14 protein-coding genes are annotated in these 15267 nt (G+C 67.7%); 2 read left to right on the top strand and 12 right to left on the bottom strand.

The features are described 5' to 3' along the window. Positions 1 to 29: 29 nt before the first annotated feature. From ABE543_RS14435 to glnA, 11 genes are all read right to left on the bottom strand, one after another. Positions 30 to 596 carry a superoxide dismutase family protein gene (locus ABE543_RS14435; protein WP_053518061.1) on the bottom strand — a complete coding sequence of 189 codons (567 nt, stop codon included), beginning with the start codon at positions 594 to 596 and terminating at the stop codon, positions 30 to 32. 93 nt (positions 597 to 689) lie between these two features. Continuing rightward, on the bottom strand, positions 690 to 2138 hold the full coding sequence (gene ntrC / locus ABE543_RS14430) for a nitrogen regulation protein NR(I) (RefSeq protein WP_065174140.1): 1449 nt from the start codon (positions 2136 to 2138) through the stop codon (positions 690 to 692). Beyond that, positions 2131 to 3192 (bottom strand): ATP-binding protein, encoded by a 1062-nt coding sequence (locus ABE543_RS14425; RefSeq protein ID WP_346475819.1) that lies wholly within the window; start codon positions 3190 to 3192, stop codon positions 2131 to 2133. Before ABE543_RS14425 ends, ntrC begins: the two co-directional genes overlap by 8 nt. Before the next feature lie 65 nt (positions 3193 to 3257). Then, on the bottom strand, positions 3258 to 5303 hold the full coding sequence (locus tag ABE543_RS14420) for a TonB-dependent receptor (protein WP_346475818.1): 2046 nt from the start codon (positions 5301 to 5303) through the stop codon (positions 3258 to 3260). Between the two features lie 82 nt (positions 5304 to 5385). Next, positions 5386 to 5667, bottom strand: a complete 282-nt coding sequence (locus ABE543_RS14415) for a hypothetical protein (protein WP_053520269.1) — start codon at positions 5665 to 5667, stop codon at positions 5386 to 5388. A gap of 144 nt (positions 5668 to 5811) precedes the next feature. After that, entirely contained in the window at positions 5812 to 6765 is a 954-nt protein-coding gene (locus ABE543_RS14410) for an alpha/beta hydrolase (RefSeq protein ID WP_065182072.1), read from the bottom strand. A 184-nt stretch (positions 6766 to 6949) separates the two neighbouring features. Next, entirely contained in the window at positions 6950 to 8110 is a 1161-nt protein-coding gene (locus ABE543_RS14405) for an MltA domain-containing protein (RefSeq protein WP_283219057.1), read from the bottom strand. Between the two features lie 144 nt (positions 8111 to 8254). Further along, positions 8255 to 9001, bottom strand: a complete 747-nt coding sequence (locus tag ABE543_RS14400) for an N-acetylmuramoyl-L-alanine amidase (protein ID WP_065182073.1) — start codon at positions 8999 to 9001, stop codon at positions 8255 to 8257. 137 nt (positions 9002 to 9138) lie between these two features. Then, positions 9139 to 10566 (bottom strand): ammonium transporter, encoded by a 1428-nt coding sequence (amt, locus tag ABE543_RS14395; protein WP_053520267.1) that lies wholly within the window; start codon positions 10564 to 10566, stop codon positions 9139 to 9141. 22 nt (positions 10567 to 10588) lie between these two features. Beyond that, a complete protein-coding gene (locus ABE543_RS14390; protein WP_004134334.1) occupies positions 10589 to 10927 on the bottom strand; it encodes a P-II family nitrogen regulator in 339 nt (112 codons plus the stop codon). Between the two features lie 319 nt (positions 10928 to 11246). Next, a complete protein-coding gene (gene glnA / locus ABE543_RS14385) occupies positions 11247 to 12656 on the bottom strand; it encodes a type I glutamate--ammonia ligase (RefSeq protein WP_053520266.1) in 1410 nt (469 codons plus the stop codon). Positions 12657 to 12875: 219 nt separating this feature from the next. Here glnA and ABE543_RS14380 point away from each other — a divergent pair, with 219 nt between their 5' ends. Beyond that, the gene (locus tag ABE543_RS14380) at positions 12876 to 13670 is read left to right on the top strand and encodes an undecaprenyl-diphosphate phosphatase (protein ID WP_053520271.1); all 795 of its coding nucleotides are present in this window, start codon (positions 12876 to 12878) and stop codon (positions 13668 to 13670) included. Between the two features lie 73 nt (positions 13671 to 13743). Further along, positions 13744 to 14571: an META and DUF4377 domain-containing protein gene (locus ABE543_RS14375; protein WP_065182074.1), complete on the top strand. Its 828-nt coding sequence runs from the start codon at positions 13744 to 13746 to the stop codon at positions 14569 to 14571. An 83-nt stretch (positions 14572 to 14654) separates the two neighbouring features. Here the strand turns inward: ABE543_RS14375 and ABE543_RS14370 are convergent, their stop codons facing one another. Beyond that, a complete protein-coding gene (locus tag ABE543_RS14370) occupies positions 14655 to 15266 on the bottom strand; it encodes a YbhB/YbcL family Raf kinase inhibitor-like protein (protein ID WP_065182075.1) in 612 nt (203 codons plus the stop codon). Position 15267: the final 1 nt, after the last annotated feature.

Here is a 15267-nt window from a genome sequence, read left to right as displayed (position 1 = left end):
TGCTCTCCTTGGAAGATGGCCGGCGGCGATCAGCGCGTCACGCGGATCACGCCGCAGGCGATGCGAACGCCGGCATTGCCGGCAGGCTGGCTGCGATAGTCATCGGCATTGGCATGCACGACCAATGCGCGTCCTGCGATATCGGTGGCGGCGCCTCCGCCCAGAGTAACGCCCTTGAGGTGGATGTCGACGTTGGCGCGGCCCTGGGCATCGGCACGCAGGTTGTCGATGTCGCCCAGGTGATGCGTGCCGGCACCGGCGCGACCGTGCGCGACGCCGCCGGGATTGAAGTGATTGCCCGCACTGCTGGCATCCACAGCGCTGCAATCACCACGCTCGTGGATATGGAAGCCTGCCTGCTGCATCGGCTGCAGGCCACCGACCAGGCCGGTGATATGTACGCCTGCCGGTTCGACCTTCAGCACCAGCCGGCCACTGACGATGCTGGCCGACGCCGGGGCCAGATTCGCCTCGGCCTGCTGTGCGGTACTGGTCACGACCGGCGGCGGTGGCGTGGGCTGCGGCTTCGGCGTACTGCCACACGCGGACAGCAGCGCGGCGGCGGACAGCGGAAGAAGGGCAGGTAACAGGCGCATCGAAGACTCCTTGCAGGTGACACTACGGACGGCATCGTCCATGAGGGATCAACGGTTCGGCAAGCGGATGCGAGGATCGCGTGCAGGGACCGTTCAATGGGGGCCGCGGCGGCGGCCTGCGCCCAGCTTGCGGGTCAGCGTGTTGCGGCCCAGGCCCAGCCGCGCCGCTGCTTCCGCGCGGCGACCGTGGGTGATCTGCAGGGCAGCGTCCAGCAGGGCGTGATCGACGCGCTCGCGCACCTGCGCATGCAGCCCTTCCACGCCCTCCGCCAGTTGCCGCCGCGCCCACTCCGACAGCAGCGCCTCCCACTGCCCCGGGTCGGTGCCGCCGGTGCTGCTGCGCCGGGTGCGTGCCCGGTTGAGCGCGGTATCCACGTCGGCCACGCCGATGGTGTCGGCGGCGGCCAGTGCGGCCATCCGCCAGCACACGTTCTCCAGTTCGCGCACATTGCCCGGCCAGTCGTGCTCGCGCAGCGCCTGCAAGGCAGCGGCGGTCAAGCGCTTGGTCGGCGTATCCAGCCGGCGTGCGGCCGCCGCCAGGAAGGTGGTGGCCAGCTGCGCGATGTCCTCGCGGCGCTCACGCAGCGGCGGCAGCTGCAGGCGCACCACGTCCAGGCGATGCAGCAGGTCGGCGCGGAACAGCCCCTGCGCCACCCGTCCTTCCAGGTCCTGGTGGGTCGCTGCGATCACGCGCACATCGACACGGATCAGTTCGCGACCGCCGACACGGAAGAACTCGCCCTGCGCCAGCACGCGCAGCAGGCGCGTCTGCAGCGGCAGGGGCATGTCGCCGATTTCATCGAGGAACAGGGTGCCACCGTCGGCCTGCTCGAAGCGGCCGATGTGCCGGCGCTGTGCGCCGGTGAATGCGCCGGCTTCATGGCCGAACAGTTCACTCTCCAGCAGCTCGGCGGGAATGGCGGCGGTGTTCAATGCCACGAACGGGCCCTGCGCACGCGGCGATTCGCGGTGCAGCGCGTTGGCCACCAGTTCCTTGCCGGTGCCGGTTTCACCGGTGATGAGCACCGCCAGCGGCGCCTGCGCGAGCCGGCCGATGGCGCGGAACAGCGCGCGCATCGGCGGCGTATCGCCAACCAGCTGCGGCGACGGGTCGGCGGAGGCCTCCGTGGCCGGTACCGGCGCGGCCAGTGCCGGCGCGACCGCCGGCAGCACGCGCTGGGCCAGCGCCACGGCATCATCCAGATCGAACGGCTTGGACAGGAATTCGTGCGCGCCGCCGCGGAAGGCGCCCGCCGTGCTGGCGACATCGGTGTAGGCCGACATCACCACCACCGGCAGCTGTGGCAAGGCAGCCTTGAGCTTGTCGAGCAGCACCAGGCCGTCATCGCCGGGCATGCGCACATCGGTGAACAGCAGTGCCGGCGGAGACCCCTCGGCCAGCGCCTGAAGGGCGGCGGCGGCGCTGTCGAAATCATCGACCCGGTAGCCCGCCTCGCGCAGCGCGGTGCACAGCACGAAGCGCACGGCGCGGTCATCGTCGACCACCCAGATCCGCTGGGGTGAAGGGGACGCGTCAGACATCGCGCGGGGCCTCCTCGGCCGGAACGGTGCCGCTGCCGATCGGCAGCAGCAGGGTGAATACGGTGTGGCCGGGCCGCGAGCGGTAGGTCAGCGTGCCGCGATGCTCGCGCGCGACCTGCTGGGCCAGCGCCAGGCCCAGGCCGGTGCCTTCGGCGCGACCACTGACCAGGGGCAGGAACAGGTGTTCGGCCAGCTCCTCGGGTACGCCACGACCGTCGTCGGCGATCTCCAGCCGCAGCGCCAGCGTATGCAGCCGCTCGGCAACCCGCGCACCATGCTCCACGCGCGTGCGCAGGGTGATGGTGCCCGCGCCGGCCTGGATCGCATTGCGCACCAGGTTCCACACTGCCTGGGTAAGGCGGTCGGCGTCGCCATCCAGCTCGGGAATGCTGGGGTCGTAGTCGCGTTGCAGGCGCACCGCCCAGCCCGCTTCGTTCTCGGCCAGGCGCAGCACGCGCTCCAGTGCTGCATGGATGTTCAAGGCGGCATGCGGTGCCGCCGGCGCCGGCGACAGCAGCTGGTCAAGCAACCCGTTGAGGCGTTCGATCTCCGAACCGATCAGTTCAATCAGTTCGCGCTCGCTGGCATCGCGCTGTGCGGCACGGCGCGCCAGCAGCTGCGCCGCGCCTTTGAGGCCAGCCAGCGGGTTGCGCAGTTCGTGGGCCAGGCCCTTCAGCGCCGCGCTGAGTGCGCTGGGCAGGGCCTGGGTGGGATCAAGCCCGGGGAACTCATCGACCGGATGCGCCTCCAGCAGCCAGCCGCCATCATCACGGCGGCTCATCCAGCCTTCGGCGAAGCGGGGTGCCTCTCCCGGTACCGCCAGTGCCAGCCGGTGCAGGCGCAGGCTGTCACGCTCGTCGCGGGCCAGGAAGTGGGCCAGCGCCTCGCCCTGCACCTCCAGCGCCGCCAGGGGCTGGCCCAGCAGGCGACGGCCGCTGACGCCCAGCCAGCGTCCGAAGGCCGGATTGCAGCCGATGATGCGGCCGTCGGCAGCGGCCCAGGCCAAGGGGGTACCCAGGGCATCGAGGGACGGTGGCGGCGCGGGGTCGGACATTGCACCAATGTAGTGCAAAAGCGTGGCAGATGCGTTCCTTCCGCGACCCGAAGCGCCCCGCCGGTCTACAGCTTCATGCTGAGGCCGACGAAGATGGTGCGGCCGGGGGCAGGCGAGAACATCGGCCGGGCACTGTCCCAGAAGAAGCTGTCGTACCACGCGTAGGCGTACTCGCGTCCGGTGACGTTCTTCAGCTGCAGGTCCACGCTCCAGCGCGGATTGATCCGGTACGCGGCAGTGAGGTCGAGCACGGCGAAGCCGCCGAACCTGCCGGCCACGTTGCGCTCTTCCAGGTAGTAGTCGCCCTGCGCGCGCGCCTGCAGGCCCAGCCGCAGTGCCTGGCTGGCCTGGTAGTCCACGCCCAGGTTGCTGATGTGGCGCGGGGTGGCGGCCACTTCGCGACCCTGCAGGGACACGCCGGGGGCGCGGTTGTCGCGGGTGATCTTCGCTTCCTGGTACGCATGCGAGGCCCACACCGTCCAATCGTCGCCCACCTGCAGGCTCAACTGCGCGTCCACGCCACGGCGGCGGGTCTTGCCCAGGGTGACGGTGGTGCCGGTGGCCGGCATGTTGGACACCTCGTTCTCCGCATCCTGCTGCCATATCGCCAGGCGGGCCTGGGCGCCGTCAAAGGGCTGGAACTTCAGGCCCAGCTCCATGCCGGTGTTGGTGGAAGGACGCATCGGCGTCTGCCCGGGCGTGAGATAGGCCGGCGCGGTGGCGCCGGTCAGCACCTGGAACGTGCGGCCCCAGTTCGCGTAGACGTGGGTGGTGTCGCCCAGGCTGTGGATGACGCTCAGCTTGGGCTGGCCGATGGAGCCGTAGTCCTGCAGCCGCCCGCGGGTGCCATCCATCAACCGCGTGCGACCATTGAAGCGGTCCACGCGATAGGCCGGCACGATCTTCCAGGCGGCGGCTGGCTGATAGATGGCCTGCAGATAAGCGCCCACGTTGTCGAAGCTGTGGCGGTCGTCGTTCTGCACGCGGGCCGGCGGGCGGGTGAAATCGGTGGGTTCGGCGTAGGCATACCGCTCGCGGATGTAACCGTTGTCCTGCTGCTCGTAGTTCAACCCGCCCTCCACCGTCAGCGTGGCTGCGGGCTGCCAGGTAAGCGTGGTGAGCAGGCCGGCCTGGCGCTCGTCCCACAGCCGCCGCTGGCGCGGCAGGTTGCCGGTGGGCAGGTCGCTGAAGGTCACGCGCCGATCGTCCTGGTAACGGTTGTAGTACAGCCGGGTGCCGAGAACGAGCGCGTCGGACAGCTTCAGGTCCAGATGCGCGGCGAACTGGCGCATGTCGCGGTCGTCGCCGTCATGGGCGTTGCGCAGGTCGCTGCCACGGCGGTGCGTGCGCAGTTCCTCGGCCGTCATGAAGCCGGGTTCGTCCGCCTCGTGGTGATAGGCGCGCGCGGTCAGGCCCACGCGCAGGCCATCGTCCAGTGAACCGTAGAACCACTTGCCACCCAGCGAGTACTTCCTGGAGGTGTCGTGCTCGCGATAACCGTCGCTGGCCTGGGTGCCGATGAAGTAGTTCTGCGCGAAGCCGTTGGATTCGCGGCCCACCGCCAGCTGCGCATCGCGCGTGTTGTAGCTGCCATAGGCCAGCCGTGCATCGGTGTAACTGCCGCCCTGGCGGGTACCGAAGTTCACGTTGCCGCCGATGTTGTGCAGCCCATAACGCGGATCGTTGGTCCCGCGCACCACCTCGATGTAGCTGATTTCCAGCGGGAACAGCATGTCGATGAAGCGCTGGTTGCCGCTGTTGACGTTGCTCGGGATGCCATCGATCAGGGTCTTGATGGCATTGAGGTAACCCTCGCCATTGAAGGCGCGGAAGCTGACCTTGCCCGACTCGGCACCCTGGCGTGTTTCGGTCAGCTGGATGCCGGGCATCTGCCCCAGCAGTTCCCAGCTGTGGGACACGGTGCGGTCTTCAATCTGGTCTGCGCCCAGAACGTCAACGGAGGTGAGTACCTGGTGCGCGCTGAGGGCGCCTTCCCGGTGCTGGTGGACATCGACCTTGCCCAGGGTGAGCGACGCGTCGGCTGACTGCGCCAATGCGTCGGGGGCAAGGGGAGCCGCCGCCAGGGCGGCCAGCAGCGTGGGGGTCTTCATGGGGGAGGAGATGGAGTGCCAAAAATGAAACTTTATAACATTTCAGTTCTGGCAGCCATCGGGGACGCCGGTTTGCCGGGCGTCAGGCAGACGGATACCCGGTCGCTTCCCTGGCCTTCTTCCACGCGATTTCAAATTCGCGCGCGCTGATCTCGTCGTCGGAATCGAAATCCAGGAACGAGACGGGCTGGTCGGCCAGCATGAAACGGTCATCGCTCTGGCCGTTTTCATCGGCCCATACCAGCTTGGAGCCGTAGATCTCCACCTGGCGGACGATCCTGTCGCCCCGTGCTTCCATCAGCACGTTGCCCTTGCCGAGGCCCGATTCGGCCCAGTGCTTGTAGTACTTCTTTGCGTTCTTCATTGCCGGAGTCCTGGCTGTGGAGGCAGCCGGAGAGTTCAGAGGGCGGCATTATCGCCCAGCGGGCACCGCAGGGGCCCTGCGATGACCTGCCATTCGCCCGTCGATCACGGCAGAAGGCCCCGGCTCACCGCCGGGGCCCTGCACTCACTTCTGCTGCAGGAAGGCCAGCAGGTCCTGGTTGACCTTGTCCTTGTGGGTTTCGGTCAGGCCATGCGGCGCACCCGGGTAGACGATCAGGCGGGCGCCCTTGATCAGCTTGGCCGACATGCGGCCGGCAACATCGATCGGCACGATCTGATCGTCATCACCGTGGATCACCAGCGTCGGCACGTCGAACTTCTTCAGGTCCTGGCGGAAATCGGTTGCCGAGAATGCGGCGATCGAATCGTAGGTGTTCTTGTGCCCGCCCAGCATGCCCTGCGCCCACCAGGCGTCGATCATGGCCTGCGAAACCTTCGCGCCCGGGCGGTTGAAGCCATAGAACGGGCCGGAGGGAATGTCGCGGTACAGCTGCGAGCGGTTTTCCAGCTGCGCCTTGCGCAGGCCATCGAACACTTCGATCGGTACGCCGCCGGGGTTGTCGGCGGTCTTGAGCATGAGCGGCGGCACCGAGCTGATCAGCACGGCCTTCTTCACCCGGCCGGTACCATGGCGGCCGATGTAGCGCGCCACTTCGCCCCCCCCGGTGGAGAAGCCCACCAGCGTCACGTCATGCAGATCCAGCGTGTTGATCACCGTGGCCAGGTCATCGGCATAGTGGTCCATGTCGTTGCCTTCCCACGGCTGGCTGGAGCGTCCATGACCGCGGCGGTCATGCGCGATCACGCGGTAGCCATGGTCGGCCAGGAAGATCATCTGCGATTCCCAGCTGTCCGAGTCCAGCGGCCAGCCGTGGCTGAAGGTGACCACCGGGCCATCCTTCGGACCCCAGTCCTTGTAGTAGAGCTGCACGCCATCGGCGGTGGTGAGGGTGCTGGCGGTACGGGCGACGGCGGTGACGGCGGTGGAGGGCGCCGCTTGCGCAGCCTGGGCGGACAGGCCGGCCTGCAGGGACAGAGCCAGGGCAGTGGCGGCCAGGGTGCGGGTGACGGTGTTCATGGTGGAATCTCCTGCGAAGTGAGTGGGTTTCGACAGGTCCACTTTGCGCCCCTTTCCGGGACTGCTTGCTACGTAAAGTCCTTAAAATTTGACCATTCGTCCGCCAATCCCCATGGCCCGCGACCGCTACCTCGCGCGGGCATCGCCGCGGCCCGGTCTGCGGTCTGCGGTCAGCGGTCAGCGGTCAGCGGGCCGGCAGCGCCACGCCCTTCGGCCACAGCATCCACAGGCTGCCCTGCTGCTTCATGTCGCCGGCCAGCTTCCCGGCGGCATCACCGGTGCCCCAGTACAGGTCGGCGCGGACTTCGCCGGCAATGGCGCCACCGGTATCCTGCGCGGCCACCGGGCGTACCAGCGGCGTACCGTCCGGACGGGTGGTCGACAGCCACAGCAGGCTGCCCAGCGGTACCACGGTGCGATCCACGGCAACGCTGTAGCCGGCAGTCAGCGGTACGTTCAACGAACCGCGCGGGCCTTCCGGGCTGTCCGCGCTGCGCACGAAGAACACGTAGCTGGGATTGCTGCGCAGCAGCTCCGGAACACGCGCGGGATTGGCCTTCGCCCACGTGCGGATGGCGTCCATGGTGACGTCTTCCTTGCGCAGCTCGCCCTGCTCCACCAGCCAGCGGCCGATCGCGCGATAGGGATGGCCGTTCTGCTCGGCGTAGGCCAGCCGCACCTGCGTGCCATCGGCCAGGCGAACCCGGCCCGAGCCCTGGATCTGCAGCAGCTGCAGGTCCATCGGATCGGTCAGCCAGGCCAGTACCGGCGCCTTGGCACCCTTGCCGGCGATGGTGCCTGCGTCGTCATAGGGCTTGAGTACCTTGCCGTCCAGGCGGCCGCGCAGGCGCTTGCCCTTCAGTTCGGGGTAGACGCTGTCCAGCTGCACCACGATCAGATCATCGGGGGTGCCATAGACCGGCACTGTTGCCGTGTCCGTGCGGCTGAGGCTGCCGGGGTAGATCGGCTCGTAGTAGCCGGTGATCAGGCCTTCGGCCTGCTGGCCACCCGCACGCAGCGCATAGACGTCCAGATCACGCTGCAGGAACTGGCGGATGTCGGCCGGGTCCTTGTCTGAAACCGCAGCGGCTGTGGCGCAGGGTCTGGCCCAGACCGCATCGTTCTTCAGGCGGGTGCAGCTGCTGCGCCAGGCGACGAAGCCGGCCTGCAGGTCGCTGTCCGAGACCGGTGGCAGCGCACTCCATTCAACCCTGGCGTAGGTGGCCGCAGCGGGCGTGGCAGCGGCAGGCGTGCCTGGGCGGGTGCCGGTGGTGGAACACGCGGCGAGCAGGGCTGCACCGAGCAGGAGGAGCAGCGCGTGCGGCAACGACTTAACAGTGATCATGGTCGCAATGTAGTGGGGCGGGTGCTGGCCCGGCAACCTCATGCAGGTGTAGCGCGGGCCCATGGCCGGCGGAAAGCGGATCCCGCGCTGTGCGCTCGCCGGGCATGGCCCGGCGCTACCGGCATTCCGACCCGGCGCTGCCGGTCACGGCGTCTGCAGCAGCAGCGAGTACAGGATGCGCGCGTCTTCCGCATCCAGCGTCTTCGGCAGATCATCGCTGCCACGGAATCGACGGTGGAACGCGGCCACCGCCGCGTCCCGATCCTCCAGCGGGTAACCGAAGCGGGCCAGCGCATTCCAGGCATCGAAGCCTTCCGGTGCGGGGCCATCGCTGGCACGCGGCCACACGCCGAAGCCGGCCTCTGCCAGCTGCTGCCACGGGAAGAAACGGCTGGGATCCTGCTTGCGCGTCGGCGCCAGGTCGGCGTGGCCGATGACCTGCCGCGGCGGAATGTCCAGGCGCGCGGTGAGGTCGCGCAGCAGCACGATCAACGATTCGATCTGCGCCGCGCTGAAGGGTGTGCGGCCGTTGTTGTCCAGCTCGATGCCGATGGACGCCGAGTTGAGGTCGGTGATGGTGCCCCATCGGCCCGTGCCGGCATGCCAGGCACGACGTTGATCGCTCACCAGCTGGTAGCGATGGCCGTCGGCGCCGATCAGGTAATGCGCGCTGACCCGGCCGCCACTGTTGGCGGTGCGCAGCGTGCGCAGGCTCTGCTGCACCGAATCCTGTTCGGTGTGGTGGATGACGATGATGACCGGACCCCGCGCGTTGTGGTTCGGCGAGGGCACCCAGGTCGCGAGCGGATTGCGCGGCTCCGGCGGAGCGGACGCACAGGCGGCCAGCAGCAGGCAGGCCGAGAGCAGCAGGGACGTGCGGATCGGGTGCATGCCCCTGATTGTGCGCGATCGGGATGGATCGTGCATGGAGGGGCACGCGGCGCGTGGCCGGTGCCCTGACGGACGCAGCCGGGCATGGCCCGGCTGCACAGCGTGCGGGCGGCCCTTCCGGACCGCCCGCCCCTGCATCAGGCCTCGTACGCGGATTCGCCGTGCGAGGTGACGTCCAGGCCGGTACGTTCGGCCTCTTCGGTCACGCGCAGGCCGACCACCACCTTCACCAGCAGCAGGATGACCGCGGTCACCACGGCGGACCAGACCACCGTCAGGCCGACGCTGACCACCTGCACCCACACCTGGTGGCCGATATCCAGATCGGCCTTGGTGCCGCCCAGCGACTGCGCACTGAACACACCGGTGAGGATCGCGCCGACGATGCCGCCGACGCCGTGCACGCCGAACACGTCGGCCGTGTCATCCACCTTCAGCAGCCGCTTGAGACCGGTGACGCCCCACACGCAGACGGTGCCGGCGACGAAACCAATGACGATGGCACCCAGCGGCCCGACCGTGCCGCACGCGGGCGTGATGCCGACCAGGCCGGCCACCGCGCCGGAGGCCGCACCCAGCGCCGACGGCTTGCCCTTGCCGATGGCTTCCACCAGCGTCCAGCCCAGCACTGCGGCGGCGGTGGCCAGCACGGTGTTGAGGAAGGCCAGCGATGCCACGGTATCGGCCGCGGCGGCGGAGCCGGCGTTGAAGCCGAACCAGCCCACCCACAGCAGCATCGCGCCGATGTAGGTGAACGGTACGTTGTGCGGCTTCAGCGCGGTCTGGCCGTAGCCGAGGCGCTTGCCGACGAACCACGCGGCGACCAGGCCGGCAACGCCGGCGTTGATGTGCACCACGGTACCGCCAGCGAAGTCGATCGCGCCCAGCTCACCCAGGTAGCCACCGCCCCAGACGATATGCGCCATCGGGATGTAGCTGAAGGTGAACCACAATGCCGAGAACAGCAGCACCGCACGGAACTTGATGCGCTCGGCGAAGGCACCGACGATCAGCGCGGTGGTGATGCCGGCGAAAGTCGACTGGAAGGCGACGAACAGATAATCCGGCAGGCCCGCGATCGGCGTGTTGCCCACCGAGTCGGGCGTGAAGCCCTTCAGGAACGCGAACTCGGTGAATGAACCGAAGAACGGATTGCCGGCGCTGAACACCGCGCTGTAGCCGTAGGACACCCACAGCAGCAGCACCAGCGAGAACACCACCAGGATCTGGCTCAGCACGGACAGCACGTTCTTCGAACGCACCAGGCCGCCGTAGAACAGGGCCAGGCCCGGCACCACCATCAACAGCACCAGCAGGGTGGAGGTCAGCATCCAGGCGACGTCGCCGTGATCGAAGGCCGGGGCCGCAGCCTCGGCAGCCGCGGGAGCGGCGGCGGCCGGTGCCTGCAGCGGCTCGACCGCTACCGGTTCACTGCTCAACGGTGTCACCTGGGCCTGGGCGTGGGCGTTGCCCGGCCAGACGCCCGCGGCCAGCGCGCTGAGCAGCATCAGCAGGCACACGAGATGGAACCGGGCTTGCCACCCGGTAAGAAGGCGCATCTTCATTGGGGGAGTCTCCGGAAGGGGGTTACAGCGCGTCTGCACCGATTTCGCCGGTGCGGATGCGGATGACCTGTTCGACGGCGGTGACAAAGATCTTGCCGTCACCGATCTTGCCGGTACCTGCCGACGATTGGATCGCCTCGATCACCGCATCGGCGCGCTCGTCGGTGACCACGGTTTCGATCTTGATCTTGGGCAGGAAATCGACGACGTACTCTGCGCCGCGGTACAGCTCGGTATGGCCCTTCTGGCGGCCGAAGCCTTTCACTTCGGTCACGGTGATGCCCGACACGCCAGCATCGGAGAGGGCCTCGCGGACCTCGTCGAGCTTGAACGGTCGGATGATGGCGGAGATCAGTTTCATGCGCATGTCCCGATGGTGGATGGGGCCAGCGCGCCAACGCGCGATGGCATCAGGCAACCACGGGCCATCACATCGATGGCCGTGGCTGTTGCACCGGACACGAACGGGGCCGGGACGGTCGTGCCTCTCTCCTTGCACGACCGACGCGGGAGGGAGGGCGGCCCATGTCGCGTATCCGGTCTCTCTTGCCCCTGGATCAACGGACCCACGGTCCGCTCTAGCACGGTGGGCCGGAGCCCACCCTGCGGCTCCCCAGCCGCAAAGATCGGAGGCGATGGCGGCGGGTGGGAGGGGGAAGCCCGCCGCCATCGCCGCCCGGTCAACTGGCGTAGTACAGCTGGTATTCCAGCGGGTGGGTCGCCGCGCGGAACTTGGTCACTTCCTGCATCTTCAGCGCGATGTAGCCGTCGATGAAGTCATCGCTCATCACGCCGCCGGCCTTCAGGAACTCACGGTCCTTGTCCAGCGCTTCCAGCGCCTGGTCCAGCGAGGAGCAGACCTGCGGAATCAGCTTCTCTTCTTCCGGCGGCAGGTCGTACAGGTCCTTGTCGCTCGGTGCGCCCGGGTCGATCTGGTTCTTGATGCCGTCCAGGCCGGCCATCATCAGCGCGGTGAAGGTCAGGTAGCCGGACTGGATCGGATCGGGGAAGCGCATTTCGATGCGGCGTGCCTTCGGGTTGGAGACCCACGGAATGCGGCACGACGCCGAACGGTTGCGCGCCGAATAGGCCAGCATCACCGGTGCTTCGAAGCCCGGCACCAGGCGCTTGTAGCTGTTGGTGCCCGAGTTGGCGAAGGCATTGATGGCGCGGGCATGCTTGAAGATGCCGCCGATGTACCACAGCGCCAGCTGGCTCAGGCCGCCGTAACCGTCGCCGGAGAACAGGTTGGCGCCGCCCTTGGACAGCGACTGGTGCACGTGCATGCCGCTGCCGTTGTCGCCGACGATCGGCTTGGGCATGAAGGTGACGGTCTTGCCGTTGCGGTGCGCGACGTTCTTGATGACGTACTTCATGCGCAGCAGCTCATCGGCCTTCTGCACCAGGGTGCTGAACTTGGTGCCGATCTCGCACTGGCCGGCGGTGGCCACCTCGTGGTGCTGCACTTCCACTTCGATGCCGACCTGTTCCAGCGTCTTGCACATTTCCGCACGCAGGTCGTGCAGGGTGTCGGTCGGCGGCACCGGGAAGTAGCCGCCCTTCACGCCCGGGCGGTAGCCGCTGTTGGCGCCGTCGTACTTCGCGCCGCTGTTCCAGGCGGCTTCTTCCGAGTCGACCTTGAAGAAGGTGTTGCCCATTTCATTGGCGAAACGGACCGAGTCGAAGATGAAGAATTCCGGCTCCGGGCCGAAGAACGCCGATTCGGCGATGCCCGAGGACTTCAGGTAGGCCTCGGCACGCTTGGCGATGCCGCGCGGGCAGCGGCCGTAGGCCTGCATGGTGGCCGGATCGAGGATGTCGCAGCTGATCACCAGAGTGGGATCGGCGTAGAACGGATCGACATAGGCGCTGGACGGATCCGGCAGCAGGACCATGTCCGATTCGTTGATGCCCTTCCAGCCGGCGATCGAGCTGCCATCGAACATCTTGCCTTCTTCGAACAGCGACGCTTCGACGATGCTGACCGGGAAGGTGACATGCTGTTCGACACCGCGCATGTCGACAAAGCGCAGATCGACGAACTCGATCTGGTTGTCCTTGATCAGCTTCTCAACGTTTTCCACGGACATCGGTACGACCTCGGATGGGAATGAATGCCTGCTGAGGTACAGCAATGACCGTGCCAACTTTTTGCGCCCTGCAAGTCCTTGATTTCACAAAGCGTGCACTGAGTCAGTGCGGCACAGCCTGCACCAAAGGGGTGCGCAGGCACGCGGATGCACCCCTTTGGTGCGGCATGGATGGTCTATCCTCTCGACCTTCTTCCGCCGCACGCGCCCGCACTGTCCATGTCCGACCTGCTCTCCGCCCTGCTGCTGGGCATCCTCGAAGGCTTGACCGAATTCCTGCCGATCTCCAGTACCGGCCACCTGCTGATCGCCCAGCATTGGCTGGGCGCACGTTCGGATTTCTTCAACATCATCATCCAGGCCGGCGCGATCCTGGCCGTGGTGCTGGTGTTCCGCCAGCGCCTGTGGAGTCTGGCCACCGGCCTGGGACAGCGCGAGAACCGCGACTACGTGTTCAAGCTGGGCGCGGCATTCCTGGTCACCGCCGTGGTCGGGCTGCCGGTGCGCCTGCTCGGCTGGGAACTTCCGGAAACGGTCAGCCCGATCGCCTGGGCGCTGATCATCGGCGGCATCTGGATGCTGCTGGTGGAGCTGTATACCGCGCGCCTGCCCGACCGCGACCAGGTCACCTGGACGGTGGCGATCGGTGTCGGTCTGGCACAGGTGGTGGCCGGCGTGTTCCCCGGCACCTCGCGCTCGGCGTCGGCCATCTTCCTGGCCATGCTGCTGGGCCTGAGCCGTCGCGCAGCCGCCGCCGAGTTCGTGTTCCTGGTCGGCATTCCCACCATGTTCGCCGCCAGCGCCTATGCGTTCCTCGAGCTGGCCAAGAAGGGACAACTGGCCAGCGAGAACTGGGCCGATGTCGGCGTGGCGTTCGTTGCCGCCGTCATCACCGGCTTCATCGTAGTGAAGTGGCTGCTGGGCTACATCAAATCGCACCGCTTCACCGCGTTCGCCCTGTACCGCATCGCGCTGGGTGCCGCACTGCTGCTGTGGTTGCCGTCCGGCACCTGAACAGCGGCGGGGAACGGCAACCCCGTTGCCGGCCCCGCCCCGTTTCCCCCTCGGTTCCCCAAGGAGAATCACCATGAACCGCAAGCTCACCCTGCTCCTCCCGCTGGCCCTGCTGGCCGCCTGCAGCCAGACCCCGGCCCCGGCCGGAACCGGCGGCGACGACGTGGCCCCGGCGGCGACCAAGGCGGCAGACCAGCAGACGCTGGCGCATCTGGACGCGCAGCGCCTGCAGAGCCAGCACTGGCGGCTGCAGAAGGCCACGGCCGCCGACGGCAAGCGCATCGACGCGCTGTTCGCCCGTGAGGACAAGCCGGTCACCCTGGACTTCGTCGATGGCCGCCTGTCGGTCAGCAATACCTGCAACCGCATGAGTGGCGGTTACACTCTGGCCGACGGAAAGCTGAGTGTCAGCGCGATGGCCTCGACGATGATGGCCTGCGCGGACAAGTCGCTGATGGCGCTGGACGAGGCCGTATCCAGCCGCCTGCAGGGCGAACTGAAGGCGGAGCAGGATGCCGCCGGCATGCTGACCCTGACCAGCGCACAGGGCGACACGCTGGTCTTCGCTCCGGAACCCACCGCTGAAACCCGCTATGGCGGCGCCGGCGAAACCGTGTTCCTGGAAGTGGCCGCCCGGACCGAGAAGTGCTCGCACCCGCTGATCCCGGACTACCAGTGCCTGCAGGTCCGCGAGGTGAAGTATGACGACAAGGGCCTCAAGCAGGGCGAGCCGGGCAAGTTCGAGAACTTCTACGGCAACATCGAGGGCTACACCCACGAAGACGGCGTGCGCAACGTCGTGCGGGTGAAGCGCTACGAGGTGAAGAACCCGCCGGCCGATGCGCCGTCGCAGGCGTATGTGCTGGACATGGTGGTCGAGTCGGCCGTCGAGAAGAAGTAAGCATGCAGAAGGGCGGCCGCAGGGCCGCCCTTCTTCGTTGCCGCTGGGCGTACTGCCCGGCGCTGCAGAAACACGCTGCGCGGTCAGGCCAGCGCCGGATTCAACGTGTAGGTGCCGTGCAGCGCCGCCTCGGCCAGCACATGGCCATGCATGGCGCGATGGACATCCGCGGCGGTGAAGCGCTCCGGCAACGCCAGCGCGGCCACGTCCAGCGCGAACACACGGAAGAAGTAGCGGTGCAGCCGCTCGTCGTTGAACGGCGGGTACGGGCCGTCGTAGCCCAGGTAATCACCGGCCATGTCCGGATTGCCGGCGAACCAGCCGGTGAAGTCGTTCAGGCCCTGCCGGCTGCCGGCCGGACCGGCCGGTGCGGCCTTGCCCTTGACCACGAAGCCATCGCTGCAGCTGCCCGCGGCGATCTCGTGCACGCTGGCAGGGATGTCGGCCATCACCCAGTGCACGAAGTCGCAGCGCGGCTGGTCGCGTGGCACGGTCATATCGCTGCGGCCGACGGTGTCAGGCACCGTCGGCACATCCGGGTCCACGCAGATCAGCACGAACGAGCGGGTGCCCTCGGGCACATCGCTCCAGGCCAGGTGGGGATTGCGGTCCGGCGCGAAACCGGCGGTGTCGCCGGCGGCGAATTCGCGGTCGATCGGTGCGCCGTTGGTCAGGCTGTGGCTGCTCAGTTTCATC

Source organism: Stenotrophomonas sp. TWI169 (assembly GCF_039674705.1).
GTDB classification, from domain to species: domain Bacteria; phylum Pseudomonadota; class Gammaproteobacteria; order Xanthomonadales; family Xanthomonadaceae; genus Stenotrophomonas; species Stenotrophomonas maltophilia_P.
The sequence above is the reverse complement of the archived record's forward strand: the minus strand, read 5'-3'. Positions and strand labels throughout refer to the sequence as shown.